This window comes from Affinibrenneria salicis (genome assembly GCF_008710095.1).
The window spans coordinates 253948-269684 of sequence record NZ_VYKJ01000006.1; the positions used below are offsets into that span (position 1 = coordinate 253948).

Below are 15737 nucleotides of genomic sequence, written 5' to 3' on the forward strand. Positions count from 1 at the left end.
TTCACACTATGGGCCGGAGTCTGGCACAGGGGAAAAATAAAGTCACGGTATAACAAAATGGGCCGTTTGTTATATGTCACACGAATAAAACACCCTGTTTTATTCGCCGATTTTATTAATAAACGCAGGCAGCCGTTTGCCGATGGTTTCGATGATATATAACACCGGAATCTGCGTGGTAATATTATACTGGCCTTCCAGCACCAGCGGCGGCATGTGGTAAGAGGTATTCAGATCGGCCATTTTGGCCAGCGTCGAGGTTTCGCTGTTGGTCAGGCTGATGATCCGGCACTGATGGCGGCTGAACTGGCTGGCGAGGCGGATGATGTCCTCCGTGCCGCCGGATACCGAGAGAATAATGGCGATGGCGTCCTGATAGCTATCGCCATGAATCGGATAATAAGGATCATCGATCCAGCTGCTGAATTTTCCTATATTGGAAAAGAAACGCGCGCTATATTTTGCCAGCGCGCCCGAGGTGCCGATACCAACAAAAATAATGCGGCGCGCGGCGGCAATTTGCGCCACCGCCTCATTCAGCATCTCATCGAATTCATTATTATTGATACTTTTAAAATAGCTGATGATTTCGTTAATACCGAAACCGGTTTGCGGCTGCTCTTCGTGCTGCACATATAATTTAAAACGCACGCGAAATTCGGAATACCCCGCACAGTGCATTTTTTTGCAGAAGCGCAACACCGTGGTGGTGGAAACGCCCGCGCTGTCCGCCAGCTCCCTGATGGTCATATACATCACTTTTTCGCTATTTTTGATGACGTAGTTATAAACCAGCAGTTCCAGCTCGTTGAGCGTCGCGATTGCTTGATAAGTGAACATTCCGATACCTGCGTTTTCCGGTGAGACGCCCGTGGTCGGCCGCTGGAGCCTGTCGTCAGGGCGGTCGCGGGGATAGCCCGCCTCGCCATCCTATACTATACCTTTCATCTTTCAAGTGCGGTTGCGGGCCGGCCGCCGGCAATATGGGTTTGGTCGTCGCCTTGTTGTATCCTGCGGCATAGGGCCCCTGGCGACAGCAAAAGGATAACCGTATTGAACGAGGATATTTTAACCGGCAACGCGTCCCCGGCGTCTTTGACATTTATTGATACGCACTGCCACTTCGACTTTCCGCCGTTCAGCGGCCATGAAGCGCAGAGCCTGGCGCAGGCGGCGGCGGCCGGCGTCGGGCGCATTATTGTCCCGACCGTCACGGCGGACTATTTCCCCCGCGTGCTGGCGCTGGCGGCGCAGTATGCGCCGCTGTATGCCGCGATTGGGCTGCATCCGTTATATATCGCACAGCATGACGACGCGGCGCTGGCGCGGCTGGAGCGGACCCTGGAACAGCGGCCGCCGAAGCTGGCGGCCGTTGGCGAGATCGGTCTGGACCGGTATATGGACGAGCCGCAGTTTGATCGCCAGCGGGCGCTGCTGGAGAGTCAGCTTCGGCTGGCGAAGCGCTACGATCTGCCGGTGATCCTGCATTCGCGCCGCACGCACGATCACCTGGCGCAGATGCTGCGCCGCATCAGTCTGCCGCGCAATGGGGTGGTGCATGGCTTCGCCGGCAGCGCCGAGCAGGCGCTGGCGTTTGTCCGGCTGGGATATCTGATCGGCGTAGGCGGCACCATTAGCTATGAGCGCGCCAGCAAAACCCGCCGGGCGATCGCGCGCCTGCCGCTGACGTCGCTGCTGCTGGAAACGGATGCGCCGGATATGCCGGTCGCCGGTTATCAGGGGCAGCCGAACCGGCCGGAACGCATCCGCGATATTTTTCATGCGCTATGCCAGTTGCGCAGCGAACCGCCTGGGGCGATCGCGGCGGCGCTGCGTCAGAATACGCTGCGCTTGTTCAACCTGAAGTAGCCGCGCGCGGCGAGTACAGATTGGCGCGCATTCGTCAAAAACAATAGCGTGCAGGTTTTATTATGTGTGATGCAAGTCACATTTTTATTTTTTTTGTTGCTTCAGGTTGTATTAATTTGTGACTTTAATCTGAAACCGAGCCCGCTCTGCCTCTATAATCAGCGCGTCGGGCGCCGGCGAGCGTCACCGAACACCTCTCTTTTTATCACGTGCTACAGGATATGTTACATGCAACTCATGATGAGTCTGGTCGGCATGGCTGTGCTGGTACTGGTCGCCATACTGGTATCGAGCAATCGTAAAGCCATCAAACTTCGCACCGTGCTGAGTGCTTTTCTGCTGCAGGTCGGCATCGGCGCCCTGGTGCTGTATGTGCCCTGGGGCCGCAAAGTGCTGGGCAGCCTGTCCGAAGGAGTGACGAACGTTATTTCTTACGGCAACCAGGGCGTGTCGTTTATTTTTGGCGGGCTTGCGTCCGACAAAATGTTTGAACTGTTTGGCGGCGGCGGCTTCGTGTTTGCTCTGCGCGTGCTGCCGATTATCGTGTTTTTCTCTTCGCTGATCGCGGTGCTGTACTACCTCGGCATTATGCAGTGGGTCATCCGCCTGCTGGGCGGCGGGCTGCAGAAACTGCTCGGCACGTCGCGCACTGAATCGCTGTCGGCCACGGCCAATATCTTCGTCGGGCAGACCGAAGCGCCGCTGGTGGTGCGTCCTTATATCGCCACCATGACCCAGTCGGAACTGTTCGCCGTTATGTGCGGCGGGCTGGCCTCGATCGCCGGCGCGGTGATGGCCGGCTACGCCCAGATGGGCGTGCCGCTGGAGTACTTGATCGCGGCATCCTTTATGGCGGCGCCGGGCGGCCTGCTGTTCGCCAAACTGATGGTGCCGGAAACAGAACAGAGCCGCGATCACGACCAGATCGACACCTTTACCAGCGAAGATGAACAGCCGCCGGCCAACGTTATCGATGCGGCGGCCACCGGCGCGGCGTCCGGTTTGCAGCTGGCGCTGAACGTAGGGGCGATGCTGCTGGCCTTTATCGCGCTGATTGCGTTGGTTAACGGTATTCTCGGCGGCGTGGGCGGTTGGTTCAACTTCCCGCAGTTGTCGCTGGAGCTGATTCTGGGCTGGCTGTTCTCGCCGGTCGCTTTCCTGATCGGCATCCCCTGGGATGAGGCGATGGTCGCCGGGTCATTCATCGGCCAGAAGCTGATCGTAAACGAATTCGTGGCCTATATGGATTTCAGTCAGTATCTGAGGCCTGACGAAGTGGTCAACGCGGCCGGTCTGCAGGTGCTGTCGACCCATACCAAAGCGGTCATCTCCTTCGCCTTGTGCGGCTTCGCCAATCTGTCTTCTATTGCAATACTGATCGGCGGGCTGGGCTGCATGGCGCCGAACCGCCGTCCCGATATCGCGCGTTTCGGTCTGAAGGCGGTGGCGGCCGGCACCTTATCCAACCTGATGAGCGCCTCGATCGCCGGCTTCTTCCTCGCCCTGTAATCGTTCATACCTGCACCCTCGCAGCCAGCGGCTTTCGCCGCTGGCTTTTTTTATGCCCTTCTCGCATCCCTTTTAATGCATTTCCGTAACATCGCGCCCTGTTTTGGTGCGCTGCGGCGTTTCCGGGTTCGGCTAAACACCGTCCGTTACGGCTTTCGATAAACATGGCACGGCCTGTGCTTAATCATATATACCATCTTGTACACAAGATGCCGGCCGTCACAGGCGACAGACCTGACGGGGCGCATCGTGGGCTATCCGGCGCGCGGACATTGGCTACTTACACCGTTTAATGGGGAAAAGAATGAAAAATAATAAATCTGATGAATGCGTCGATCGTCAGCGGCGGCAATTAATGAAATGGTCGGCGCTCAGCGCCGGCGCGATAGCGTTAAGCAGTCTGATCCCCGGCATGGCGCTGGCGGCGGGCGAGGAGGAGATCCGCATCGGTTACTGGCCGATCGTCGGCGGTCTGCCGCTTTACGTTGGGGTAGAGCGCGGTTTCTTTAAAGAGGCGGGGTTAAACGTGCGGGCCGTGAAATTCGCCAGCCCGCAGCAGATCGTCGAAGGGATGATCACCGGCCGTATCCACGGCTGCGCCAACGGAACGGCTACCGGCGCGCTGGGATTGGGCGCCATCACGTCGCCCGGCCTGTTTAAGATCATCTGTTCGAATCCTTCCAACCACAACATGGTGCTGGATGAATTTTTGGTGCCGCTCAACAGCCAGGTGAAGTCGATCGCCGAACTGAAGGGCAAACGCATCGCCTGCGGCCCCGGCATTCAGAACGTGGTGATGACCAAAATCATTCTGGAAAAAAATGGCTTCAGCGCGGATGAACTGCGCGTTACCGAACTGCCGGTCGGCCAACATGTCGCCGCGCTGGCCGCCGGCCAGATCGACGGCGTTTACACACTGGAGCCCACCGGTACGGTCGGCCGGCTGAAAGGGCTGGCGCGCACGCTGGAAATCGGGGTGATTTCGCGCTATGTGCTCGGCAATGCCGATGCGCCGTGGTTTGGCGGCGCCGCCGCGTTAAACAGCCAGTTTATCGCCAGTCGGGCGCAGGAGGCGCGGACCTTTACCCAGGCCTACGCGCGCGCGGTGCAGTTTATTCAGCAGCAGCCGGATGCCGCGCGCGAGCACATCACGGGCTATACCAGCATCGAAGCCTCGCTGAGCAAGGAGGTTCCGCTGCCGGGATTCGTGATGTATGACGAGCTGAAAGGCGACAATCTGGTCTGGTTCCAGAAATTCTATGATGTGTTCACCGAAAGAAAAATCTTTCGGCAGCCGGTTGATGTCGGCAGCCTGATTTACCAGGCCTGATTGAGGAGCCCTGATTATGCGTCAACACTGGACTACCAAATTTCTCCCCGTCGTCGGCCCGGTATTGCTGTTTCTGTTCTGGCAACTGGCGGTCAGCGCCAAATGGCTGAACCCGATATTGCTGCCTTCTCCCATCGAAACGCTGGGCTATATGTTCCAGTCCTTCGCCGATGCGGGCATGCGTACGGATATCGGCGCCACGCTGTACCGCACGCTGACGGCGTTTATATTCGCGGCGCTGATCGGCGTACCGCTCGGCGTTATCCTCGGCAGTAATGAAAAGATTTACCGCAGCCTGGAATTTCTGATCGATTTCTTTCGTTCCACGCCGTCTTCCGCGCTGATCCCGCTGTTTTTGTTGATCTTCGGCATTACCGACGCCAATAAGATCGCCATTTCGGCCTTCGCGGCGGTGCTGGTGATCCTGTTCAACAGCGCTTATGGCGTGATGAATGCGAAGAAGACCCGGCTGATGGCGGCCAAAGTCATGGGCATTTCCCGCTGGCATATTTTTAAAGACATCATGCTGCTGGAAAGCCTGGCGCAGACCTTCGTCGGGTTGCGCACCGGCGTTTCGATGGCGCTGGTGATTGTCATTGTGGCCGAAATGTTTATCGGCTCCGAAACCGGGCTGGGACACCGTATCATCGACGCCCAGCAGGTGTTTAATATTCGCGATATGTACGCGTCGATCTTAATTACCGGCGCGCTGGGATATTTGCTTAACGTACTGTTTTTAATCGTCGAAAAAAGAATTGTTCACTGGAGTGGCAAAGCATGACTGAACTTCGCACACGACAAACGCGTGATGCCGGCTCGACCTCGCCGCAGTACCCGGCGCCGAATACGCACGTGACCATCCGAGGGCTGAACAAATCTTTTGCCGGTCAGCCGCTGTATACCGACTTAAATCTGGATCTGCCGCGCGGCAAGATCGTCTCGATCTTCGGCCCGAACGGCTGCGGCAAATCGACGCTGATGAATATGATCGCCGGCCTGATCCCGCTGGACAGCGGCGAAATTCTGTTCGACGGCAAGACGCTGGCGGATACCACCATCGGCTATGTGTTTCAGAACTACCGCGACGCGCTGTTTCCGTGGATGAGCGCGTGGAAAAATATCGCCTATCCGCTGGTGCGCAGCGGTATGAGCCAGGCGGCGGTAAAACAGCGGATGGATGAGCTGATCGCGATGTTCGATATCCGATTCGATCTGCTGCGTTATCCCTATGAACTGTCGGGCGGCCAGCAGCAGACCGTGTGTATCATGCGCGCGCTGGCGACCGGTCCGGAGGTGATGTTCCTCGACGAACCGTTCTCCGCGCTGGATTTTGAAATGACGCTGTTTATCCGCGATAAGCTGCAGGAAGTGCAATTGGCGACCGGCGTCACTATGGTGATTGTTTCGCACGATCTGGAAGATGCGGTGTTTCTGGCGGATGAGATCCTGCTGCTGACCCGGCGGCCGACCCAGGTGGCGGAAATCGTGCCCTTCGATTTGCCGCGTCCGCGCGGCGCCGAGGCGATGAGCGACCCGGAATTTATCCGGGTCAAGGCCCATACGCTGGCGGTCTTTAAACGGGAGATGGCGGCCTGACCGTCTGGCGCCCGGCGTGGATGCGCCGGCCGCGCCGGCGGGTTCGCGTTTAGCGCGCGGCGGATCAGTTCAGTACCCTGAGCGTCAGTGCGGCGGCGGAGGTACGGTTGTCCACGTCCAGTTTTCGGAAGATCTGTTCCAGATGTTTATTCACGGTGCGCGGGCTGAGGGCCAGAATCTGGCCGATTTCCCGATTGGTTTTGCCGCGCGAGATCCACAGCATCACTTCCGACTCGCGCAGCGTCAGCGCGAAATTTTTGCGCAGAATCGCGGTTTCATCATCCGGTTGCTCCATCTCCTCCAGCCTTAACAGGTATTCGCCCTTTTCGGTGCGTCGGGAGAGGTAAATGCGCAGCGCGGGCGAAAGGTGCGCCAGCGCCAGCGGCTGCGCGCCGTTGGGCGCGCTGCTCAGCCAGGCGAGTAAGCGGATGACGAAGTCTTTGTCCGGCGTGAAGGCGCGATCGCAGCACTGCTCCAGCAGGCGCCATGAATGCGGCGTGGCCCACAGCAGCTGGCCGCGCGCGCTGAAGGCGCAGGTCAGTTGGCCGACCGAGTCCAGCGCGTTGTAGGCGCTGGACGTCAGCTGCGAGTTATGCAGGTGGGTGCGCATTCTGGCCAGCAGCTCTTCGATGCGAATCGGCTTCACCACATAATCGACCACGCCGACATCGAACGCATTGACGACGTCTTTGGTGTCGCACAGTCCGGTCATAAAGATGATCGGCGTATGGCGCAGCGTTGGATTCTGGTGCATTTTCCTGCTGGTTTCGAATCCGTCCAGATGCGGCATAACGGCGTCCATCAGGATAATATTGGGGATAATCTGCTGCGTAATCGCCAGCGCCTGAGCGCCTTCCAGCGCCACCAGCACGGTGAAACCGGCGTCGTCCAGATTATCGTTCAGCATACTGACGGTATTGATATCGTCATCAACAATCAATACGGTGGGTTTGTCATTGCGGGACATGTTTTTTCTCCAGAACGTCCAGCTCCGCCACAATGTTCTCGAAGCGAAAGCGGCTGGCCAGCATATCAAGCGTTTCCGCATCCCGGCTGGCCAGTTTTTCTTCCCTTACCATTTGCGTCAGGACCTCGCGAAAGCCTTTGGCATAGCCCAGTCTGGCGGCGCCGCGCAGCGCTGCCAGATCTTCCTGCGATAGCGAACGGCGGGCGCTGAGCGCGGGCGTCGCCGGCCGGTGATCCGCCGCGCGCACCCATTCGATGTTGAGCATTTCGCCCAGATTATCGAGCAGGACGGGCATGCGGATCGGTTTCACCTGATAGCGAATCTCGCCCGGATTCTTGATGTGCCGCCATTTGCCTTCATCCGCTTCGGCGGAGATCATCAATACCGGCTGGTTCTGCCCGCGCGTCCTGAGTTCGCTTAACAGCGTCCAGCCGTCCATGTCCGGCATCGCCACGTCGAGCAGCAACATGTCGAACACCCGTTGTCCGACCATCGCCAGGCAGGCGCGCGCGTCGCCGGCCTGCGCGAGGCTGAAGCCCAGCGGAGTCAGGGCGTCCTGCATAAGCTGGCGGTGCGACTGGTCATCATCGACGATCAGCAGTGTTTTGCCGGGGCCGTGATAGTGGGTGATGCGGCTGGGTTCGTTTTTTTTGTAACTGGCGCCGCTGTGGCTGGGCAGCATAATGCTGAGCCGGAAGCGGGTGCCGGCGCCGCGGATACTCTCTACCTGCAGATCGCCGCCGAGGATATAGGTCAACAGGCGGGTGATGGTCAGCCCCAGTCCGGTGCCGTTGCGGCCCGCGTCGTGGCTGATGCGCTCAAACGGCCTGAAAATGCGCTCCAGATCGGCTTTATCGATGCCTACGCCGGTATCGTCGACCGAGAAGAACGCTACCTCGCTGCGGTACTGGAAGTCGAGCGTGACGCCGCCGCGGTCGGTGAATTTAATGGCGTTTGACAGCAGGTTGATTAATATCTGCCGCAGCCGACTCTCATCCGTCATCACCACGTCCGGCAGATAATGCGGGGCGTTATAGACAAACGTCAGTCCTTTGTCCTGCGCCTGCTGGCTGAACATTTCCACCAGTTGCTGCATCATTTCGCCGATGCGCACCTCCTCGCGATGGATCTCCATTTTGCCGGCTTCGATCTTGGAGATATCCAGCAGCCCTTCAATCAGGCTGGCCAGATGTTCGCCGCTGCGCCGGATGACGCTGATGCCGCGGCGGCGCGGACGGGGAATATCTTCCGCGTTTTCCAGCAGTTGCGCGTAGCCCAGCATGGCGTTGAGCGGCGTGCGCAACTCATGCGTGATGCCGGTCAGGTAGCGACTTTTAGCCTGGTTGGCCTCGTCGGCCGCTTCCATCGCCTGCTGCAGCTGTTTATCGGTGGCCTCGTGCGCGAGAATTTCTTTTAACAATCGTTCGCTCTGGAGCCGCAACTCATCCTGAGCCACCTGACGGCTTTTGTTGGTCAGAATGAACAGCCAGGTGGTGATACCGGTCACGATGAGCAGAATAAAAAAGACTTTCCATAGCGCCGCCGCCAGCAGCGATTCCTGATCGACGAATTCGTCCTTCATCTGCACGAAAATCAACAGCAGCAGGATGCCGATCACGCTGCTGAACAGACACAGGATGCTTAAAAAACTCCAGATTTTCGGGTCGATCTTTTTTAACCGGCGGTAAATTTTATTGCCGGGAAAGAGGCCGGCGATTTGCTCGGCGTAGTGCGCCTGAGGTTTACAGGCGTCGTTGCACTGTACGTCCAGCGAGCAGCAGAGCGAGCAAATGGCGCCCTGATAAAGCGGGCAGTAGCTCATTTCCGGTTTTTCAAAATGGTGGTTGCAAACGCAGCATTCGCTGGTTTCCACCGGCGTCGGCGGGCGGGCGAGATAAAATTTTCCGCGCGTATACCAGGCCAGCAGCGGGGCGAAGATAAAGGTCAGGCACAGAGAAAGCAGCGAGGCGAACACCTGCAGCGTATGGCCGAACCAACCCAGGCAGGCGCAGAGTCCGATGCCCAGCGAGAGCAGCATTGAGCCCATGCCGACCGGGTTGATGTCATACAGATAGGCGCGCCGGAATTCGATGCCGGCGGGGCGCAGGCCCAGCATTTTGTTGAGGGTCAGGTCGGCGACGACGGTGCCCAGCCAGGCGGTGGCCGCCACGGCGTAGATGCCGAGAATATCCTCGAAGACCCGATAGACGCCGAGCTCCATCAGCAGCAGGGCGATGCCGACGTTGAAGAACAGCCAGACGACGCGGCCCGGATGGCGATGCGTCAGGCGCAGAAAAAAATTGGACCAGGCGATCGAACCGGCGTAGGCGTTGGTGACGTTGATTTTTAGCTGCGACAGCACCACGAATATCCCGGTCAGCGCCAGCAGCCAGCCGGAGGAGTGCGTGACGTAGCTGAAGGCGACCAGATACATGTGGGTCGGCTCGCTGGCCAATTCGACGCCGAGCCCGTACCTGAAGGCCAGCACGGCCAGAAACGATCCCATCATAATCTTCAGCGCGCCGACCACAATCCAGCCAGGTCCGGCGGCGATCGCGCTTAGCCACCATTTCCACGGCTGACGCCGCGTTTTCGCCGGCAGAAAACGCACCTGATCGACCTGTTCGCCGATCTGCGATACCAGCGAGAGCAGCACCGAGCAGACCGCGCCCAACTGCAGGAAGTCGAAGTGGTCGACAGCGGGGGAAAGCAGTCCCTGGAACGACGTCCAGCTGGAGAACGTGGCGATATCGGTGAGTAAGATCAGCACAAACGGCGTGAGCTGCAGAACCAGCCAGCATAGCTGGGTCCACTGCTGAAAGCGCGAGATAAAGGTAAAGCCGTAGGTGACCAGCGGGGTCACGATCAGCGAGCTGATCAGGTAGCCGACGTGCAGCGGCAGGCCGAACAGCAAATCCAGCGCCATCGCCATGATCGCCGCTTCGAGCGCGAAAAAGATAAAGGTGAACGACGCGTAAATCAATGAGGTGACGGTGGAGCCGATGTAACCAAAACCGGCGCCGCGGGTCAGCAAATCGATATCCAGCCCATAGCGCGCCGCGTTAAGACTGATCGGCAGCGACAGCAGGAATATGATCGCGCTGACCAGCAGCACGGCGAGCGCGACATAGTGAAAACCGTAGGACAGGGTCAGCGCGCCGCCGATCGCTTCGAGGGCGAGAAAGGTGATGGCGCTGAGCGCGGTGATCACCACCCGGCCGGCGCTCCAGCGTCGCGCCGCCTTCGGCGTATAGCGCAGGGCGTAATCTTCCAGCGTCTGGTTGGTGACCCATTGGTTGTACTGGCGTCGCGCCTGAAATGCTTTCTGTTGTGCCGTCATGCCCACTCTCTGCTGAACCTGCCGTTCGCTGTTGACAGCCTGATGCGGGCGAAAGCAAGCAAATCTGGTGCCAGAAGACGTGTGCTCGCGCGCGCAAGGGTCAGCATGCCTGCGCGCCGGGCGTTCGCCTATACGTCAAATGACGTATTTTCTGCGTCAGTTGGCGCATTGCCGGCCTGAGCTGGCGCAGCCCATGATGGAGGCGATTTCTCATTCGCGTCGTCTTTCAACACAGGGGTATGCATATGTTCAGTCAGTTTCAGCGCGGGATCGATACCGCGGCGTCCGGCTCCGCAGGACCGCGGTTTGCACCACATTTGCGCAGCGGCCTGCTGGCCGCCGCGCTATTCTCGGCGGCCGCGCAATTCGCCGTCGCCGCGCCGGCCGCTCAGGCGGTGAACAGCCAGGGGCTGGCGGTGACCGATACCAGCGTGAAGGTGGGCATCCTGCACTCGTCCACCGGGACGATGTCCATCAGCGAGACGGGCTCTATTCAGGCGGAAAAACTGGCCATCGACCAGATCAATCAGGCCGGCGGCGTGCTGGGGCGAAAGATTGAATATGTGCAGGAAGACGGCGCCAGCGACTGGCCTACCTTCGCCGAGAAGGCCCGCAAGCTGCTGGTCAGCGATAAGGTCGCCGCGATTTTCGGCGGCTGGACCTCGGCGTCGCGCAAGGCCATGCTGCCGGTGCTGGAGCAGTATAACGGCATGCTGTACTACCCCACCTTTTACGAAGGGCTGGAGCAGTCGCCGAATGTGATTTACACCGGTCAGGAAGCCACTCAGCAGATCATTTCCGGCATCGACTGGGTCGTGAAAAACAAGCAGGCGAAGACTTTCTATCTGCTCGGTTCGGACTACATTTGGCCGCGCACCGCCAATAAAATCGCTCGCCACCATATCGAGAAGCTGGGGCTGAAAGTGATTGGCGAGGAGTATTACCCGCTCGGCAATACGCAATTCAATTCGGTGATTAACAAGATCAAGCTGAAAAAGCCCGACGTCATCTATGCGATTGTCGTCGGCGGCTCGAACGTCGCCTTCTATAAACAGCTGAAGGCGGCCGGCATCGACATGAGCAAAGAGAAACCGCTGCTGCTGACGATCTCGGTAACGGAGGATGAGATTCGCGGTATCGGCGGCGAGAATATCGCCGGCGCCTATGCGTCGATGAAGTACTTCCAGAGCCTGGACAACCCGGCCAATAAAGCCTTTGTCGCGGCGTTTAAGCAGCGCTATGGCGACGACATGGTGATCGGCGACGTAACCCAGGCCGCCTGGCTCGGGCCGTGGCTGTGGAAGGCGGCGGTGGAGAAGGCCGGCTCCTTCGACATCGATAAAGTGCGAGCGGCGTCGCCGGGCATTGAAATCAAAGAGGCGCCCCAGGGCTACGCCCGCATCCACGAAAACCACCATCTGTGGTCTAAAACCGTCATTGGCCGCGCGCGGACGGACGGTCAGTACGATGTGATCTACCAGACGCCGGAACTGATCGAACCTAATCCTTTCCCGAAAGATTAATCCGTGCGGCTCTCCGCCATCGGCGGAGAGCGTTAATCCGCGCCAGGGGAGTTGCCATGTTCAGTGAGTATAGTTTTGCCGATTTAGCCTCGATCTTCGTGATGCAGGGGTTTTCGGGGCTGAGTTTGTTCGCCGTTTTTGTCCTGATGTCGCTTGGCCTGGCGATCATTTTCGGCCAGATGGGCGTGATTAATATGGCGCACGGGGAGTTTATGATCCTCGGCGCCTATGTGACCTGGCTGACGCAGCATCTGTTTTTACGTTTTATGCCGTCGCTGTTCGCCGGTTACTTTTTTGTCGCCATTGCGCTGGCCTTTCTTTGCGCCGCGCTGCTGGGCGCGTTGATCGAGCGGGTTCTGATTCGCCATCTTTACCACCGTCCGCTGGATACCCTGCTGGCGACCTGGGGGCTGAGCCTGATTTTACAGCAGACTTATCGTTCGCTGTTTGGCCCACGCGAAGTGGGGGTGGAACTGCCTGACTGGCTTATGGGGTCGTATTCGTTCGGCGACAACATCGAAATCCCGATCAACGGCGTGTTCGTGATGTGCCTGACGGCGGCGATCACCGCCATGGTCGGCTGGCTGATGTATCGCTCCTCCTGGGGTATCCGGGTACGCGCGGTGGTGCTCAACCGGGCGATGGCCGCTGCGGTCGGCATTAATACGGCGCAGGTCGATAACCGCACCTTTGCGCTGGGCTGCGGCATCGCCGGCATCGCCGGCAGCGCCTTCACCATGATCGGCTCCACCGGGCCGACGGCCGGCCAGCAGTACATTGTGGATACTTTCCTCGTGGTGGTGTTCGGCGGCGCGCAAAGTTTGCTGGGCACCATCGCCTCCGCTTTCGCCATTTCTCAGTCGCAGTCGACGCTGGAATTCTTCCTGAGCGGATCGATGGCGAAAGTCATCGCCTTACTTATCGTGGTCGCGATCCTGATGTTGCGTCCTCAGGGGCTGTTCGCCCGCCGCGTGCGTTAACCAGGAGCCGTAAGATGAGCGCATTAAAACGTTATCCATGGTTGAGCCTGACCTTCCTTTTGCTGGTCATCGGCGTGGTCATGCCGCTGATGCTGGATATTTTCCGCCTGAATCTGGTGGGCAAATACCTGACCTATGCCTTTGTGGCGATCGGCCTGGTGCTGTGCTGGGGCTACGGCGGTATTCTGAGCCTCGGCCAGGGGATCTTTTTTGGCCTCGGCGGCTATTGCATGGCGATGTTTCTCAAGCTGGAAGCCTCGACGCCGGCCGACACCCGCATTCAGACCACTCCCGGCATTCCGGACTTTATGGACTGGAACCAACTGACGCAGCTCCCCTTATTCTGGCAGCCGTTTCATTCTTTCAGCCTGACGCTGCTGGCCGTACTGGTGCTGCCCACGCTGTTCGCCTGGCTATTGGGCAGCGCGATGTTCAAACGCCGCGTCGGCGGCGTCTATTTCGCCATCATCACGCAGGCTGTTTCCGCCATTCTGACCATCCTGATTATCGGGCAGCAGGGCTACACCGGCGGTATTAACGGCATCACCGATTTACGTACGCTGCTGGGCTGGGATATTCGCACCGACCAGGCCAAATATATTCTTTATTACGTCAATATGCTGTGTCTGCTGGCCGTGATCGTGTTCTGCTGGTTTATTTTGCACAGTAAGCTGGGGCGTCTACTGGTCGCGATTCGTGATAAAGAAGATCGCGTACGTTTCTCCGGCTACGATGTCGCCAGTATTAAAACGGTGGTGTTCTGCATCAGCGCCGTATTCTCCGCCGTCGGCGGCGCACTCTTTACCCTGCAGGTCGGCTTTATGTCGCCGGGTTTTATCGGCACCGTCGCTTCTATTGAAATGGTTATTTTCTGCGCCGTGGGCGGCCGGCTGTCGGTAATCGGCGCGGTTTATGGCGCGTTATTAGTTAATGGCGCCAAAAGCGCGATTTCCGAGTCATTCCCGGAGCTGTGGACATTCGCCATGGGGGCGTTGTTTATCGCCGTGGTGCTGGTATTTCCTCAGGGACTGGCGGGACTGTATAGCGGATATATTTCCGCGTGGCTGAGCTGGCCGAAAAAACAGCTGCGCAAAATCAGCGTAAAAATCGCCACGCCGGTCGGGAAGGGATAAATCATGAAGCCAATTAAAGAAATCATTCTTGCGGTGGAAGGGCTGACCGTTTCGTTTAACGGCTTTAAAGCGGTTGATGATTTTTCCATGTATGTCGACGAAGGCCAGATTTATGTGATTATCGGCCCGAACGGCGCGGGGAAAACGACGGTGCTGGATCTTATCTGCGGCAAAACGAAATTAACCAGCGGCAGTATTAAATTCAAAAATAAAGAAATCAGTCGGCTAAAGGAAAATAAAATCGTGCATGCCGGCGTCGGACGGAAATTTCAGAATCCGTCCATCTATGAAAATCTGACGGTATTTGAAAATCTCGAACTGTCTTATCCAAAAGCCCGGTCGGCTCTGGGCGCGCTTTTTTTTCGCCGCGATGAAGCGCTGACCCGGGCGATTCATGACGTGGCGCAGCAGATTTTTCTGGCCGATGCGCTGGACGTGCAGGCCGATTATCTCAGCCACGGCCAGAAGCAGTGGCTGGAAATCGGCATGTTGTTGATTCAGGACCCCAGCCTGCTGATGCTGGACGAGCCGGTGGCCGGCATGTCGGTGGCGGAACGCCGGCAGACCGCCCAACTGCTGCGGCGAATCGCCAAAGGGCGTTCGGTGCTGGTTATCGAGCACGATATGCAGTTTGTCGAAGACATTGCCGATCACGTGACGGTTATGCATCAGGGCAAGGTGTTATCCGAAGGCAGCATCGATAAAGTGAAAAACGACCGGCGCGTCATCGACGTTTATCTTGGACATTAAGGAGCCTGACGATGTTAACGCTCAGTCATTATGACGTCGCCTACGGCCAGAGCCGAATTATCAGCGATCTCAGCCTTGAGGTGCGCAGCAATGAAATTGTCGCGTTGGTGGGCAGAAACGGCATGGGAAAAACCACGCTGATGAAATCGTTAATCGGCATGATCCCCAGCCAGGCCGGCAGCGTGGCGTTTAACCACGAGGATATTTCAACGCTGAAAAGTTATCAGCGGGTAAGAAAAGGCATCGGTTTTGTGCCGCAGGGGCGCATGGTTTTTTCCACCATGACCGTTGAAGAGAATATTAAAACCGGCCTGCCGGCATCCGCGAATAAAAACGGCGTTCCGCACGATTTGTATGACATTTTCCCGGTGCTGCGGGATATGCGCCATCGACTGGCGGGCAATTTATCCGGCGGTCAGCAACAGCAATTAGTCATGGCGCGCGCGCTGGCCGGCCGGCCAAAACTATTATTGCTGGATGAACCGACGGAGGGTATCCAGCCATCGATCATTAAAGAGATGGCGAAAATATTGAGGGCAATTCGCGATGAGCGCGGATTAACGATTGTTGTTTCCGAACAGGTATTAAGTTTTGTCATGGACGTCGCCGATCGAATTCTGGTGATGGAAAAGGGCGCGATTGTACATCAGGAAGATCGTCAACGCGCGGATGAAAATAAGATCGCGGCATATTTATCGGTGTAAATATGCCTGTGTAACCCGTGTTAACCACACTAAAAA

13 protein-coding genes are annotated in these 15737 nt (G+C 57.8%); 10 read left to right on the forward strand and 3 right to left on the reverse strand.

What is annotated here, in order from left to right; all coding sequences use genetic code 11:
- Positions 1-99: 99 nt before the first annotated feature.
- Complete coding sequence (locus FJU30_RS13880; protein WP_150435560.1) at positions 100-840, reverse strand: MurR/RpiR family transcriptional regulator; 741 nt, start codon at positions 838-840, stop codon at positions 100-102.
- A 213-nt stretch (positions 841-1053) separates the two neighbouring features.
- On the opposite strand from FJU30_RS13880, the gene FJU30_RS13885 reads away from it, so the two are divergent.
- The 5 genes from FJU30_RS13885 (at position 1054) to FJU30_RS13905 (ending at position 6304) form a co-directional block, all read left to right on the forward strand.
- Positions 1054-1869, forward strand: a complete 816-nt coding sequence (locus FJU30_RS13885; protein WP_223881582.1) for a TatD family hydrolase — start codon at positions 1054-1056, stop codon at positions 1867-1869.
- Between the two features lie 228 nt (positions 1870-2097).
- Entirely contained in the window at positions 2098-3378 is a 1281-nt protein-coding gene (locus FJU30_RS13890) for a NupC/NupG family nucleoside CNT transporter (RefSeq protein WP_150435561.1), read from the forward strand.
- 304 nt (positions 3379-3682) lie between these two features.
- Entirely contained in the window at positions 3683-4708 is a 1026-nt protein-coding gene (locus FJU30_RS13895; protein WP_150435562.1) for an ABC transporter substrate-binding protein, read from the forward strand.
- 16 nt (positions 4709-4724) lie between these two features.
- Positions 4725-5489 (forward strand): ABC transporter permease, encoded by a 765-nt coding sequence (locus FJU30_RS13900; protein WP_150435563.1) that lies wholly within the window; start codon positions 4725-4727, stop codon positions 5487-5489.
- Positions 5486-6304, forward strand: coding sequence for an ABC transporter ATP-binding protein (locus tag FJU30_RS13905; RefSeq protein WP_150435564.1), 819 nt, complete (start codon positions 5486-5488; stop codon positions 6302-6304). Before FJU30_RS13900 ends, FJU30_RS13905 begins: the two co-directional genes overlap by 4 nt.
- A 64-nt stretch (positions 6305-6368) precedes the next feature.
- Here the strand turns inward: FJU30_RS13905 and FJU30_RS13910 are convergent, their stop codons facing one another.
- Positions 6369-7271: a response regulator transcription factor gene (locus FJU30_RS13910; protein WP_150435565.1), complete on the reverse strand. Its 903-nt coding sequence runs from the start codon at positions 7269-7271 to the stop codon at positions 6369-6371.
- Positions 7258-10611 carry a hybrid sensor histidine kinase/response regulator gene (locus FJU30_RS13915; RefSeq protein WP_150435566.1) on the reverse strand — a complete coding sequence of 1118 codons (3354 nt, stop codon included), beginning with the start codon at positions 10609-10611 and terminating at the stop codon, positions 7258-7260. Before FJU30_RS13915 ends, FJU30_RS13910 begins: the two co-directional genes overlap by 14 nt.
- Before the next feature lie 245 nt (positions 10612-10856).
- Here FJU30_RS13915 and urtA point away from each other — a divergent pair, with 245 nt between their 5' ends.
- The 5 genes from urtA to urtE are packed head-to-tail and all read left to right on the forward strand — an operon-like array spanning position 10857 to position 15701.
- A complete protein-coding gene (gene urtA, locus FJU30_RS13920) occupies positions 10857-12134 on the forward strand; it encodes an urea ABC transporter substrate-binding protein (RefSeq protein ID WP_150435567.1) in 1278 nt (425 codons plus the stop codon).
- Positions 12135-12190: 56 nt separating this feature from the next.
- Complete coding sequence (gene urtB / locus FJU30_RS13925) at positions 12191-13114, forward strand: urea ABC transporter permease subunit UrtB (RefSeq protein WP_150435568.1); 924 nt, start codon at positions 12191-12193, stop codon at positions 13112-13114.
- A 14-nt stretch (positions 13115-13128) separates the two neighbouring features.
- A complete protein-coding gene (urtC, locus tag FJU30_RS13930; protein ID WP_150435569.1) occupies positions 13129-14247 on the forward strand; it encodes an urea ABC transporter permease subunit UrtC in 1119 nt (372 codons plus the stop codon).
- 3 nt (positions 14248-14250) lie between these two features.
- A complete protein-coding gene (gene urtD, locus FJU30_RS13935; RefSeq protein ID WP_191091600.1) occupies positions 14251-14997 on the forward strand; it encodes an urea ABC transporter ATP-binding protein UrtD in 747 nt (248 codons plus the stop codon).
- An 11-nt stretch (positions 14998-15008) separates the two neighbouring features.
- A complete protein-coding gene (urtE, locus tag FJU30_RS13940; RefSeq protein WP_150435571.1) occupies positions 15009-15701 on the forward strand; it encodes an urea ABC transporter ATP-binding subunit UrtE in 693 nt (230 codons plus the stop codon).
- Positions 15702-15737: the final 36 nt, after the last annotated feature.

Coding starts and splice junctions, on each gene's coding strand:
- FJU30_RS13895 (WP_150435562.1), top strand. CDS start 3,683: ATGAAAAATAATAAATCTGATGAATGCGTCGATCGTCAGCGGCGGCAA.
- urtD (WP_191091600.1), top strand. CDS start 14,251: ATGAAGCCAATTAAAGAAATCATTCTTGCGGTGGAAGGGCTGACCGTT.
- urtE (WP_150435571.1), top strand. CDS start 15,009: ATGTTAACGCTCAGTCATTATGACGTCGCCTACGGCCAGAGCCGAATT.
- urtB (WP_150435568.1), top strand. CDS start 12,191: ATGTTCAGTGAGTATAGTTTTGCCGATTTAGCCTCGATCTTCGTGATG.
- FJU30_RS13890 (WP_150435561.1), top strand. CDS start 2,098: ATGCAACTCATGATGAGTCTGGTCGGCATGGCTGTGCTGGTACTGGTC.
- FJU30_RS13880 (WP_150435560.1), bottom strand. CDS start 840: ATGTTCACTTATCAAGCAATCGCGACGCTCAACGAGCTGGAACTGCTG.
- FJU30_RS13910 (WP_150435565.1), bottom strand. CDS start 7,271: ATGTCCCGCAATGACAAACCCACCGTATTGATTGTTGATGACGATATC.
- urtA (WP_150435567.1), top strand. CDS start 10,857: ATGTTCAGTCAGTTTCAGCGCGGGATCGATACCGCGGCGTCCGGCTCC.
- FJU30_RS13900 (WP_150435563.1), top strand. CDS start 4,725: ATGCGTCAACACTGGACTACCAAATTTCTCCCCGTCGTCGGCCCGGTA.
- FJU30_RS13915 (WP_150435566.1), bottom strand. CDS start 10,611: ATGACGGCACAACAGAAAGCATTTCAGGCGCGACGCCAGTACAACCAA.
- FJU30_RS13905 (WP_150435564.1), top strand. CDS start 5,486: ATGACTGAACTTCGCACACGACAAACGCGTGATGCCGGCTCGACCTCG.
- urtC (WP_150435569.1), top strand. CDS start 13,129: ATGAGCGCATTAAAACGTTATCCATGGTTGAGCCTGACCTTCCTTTTG.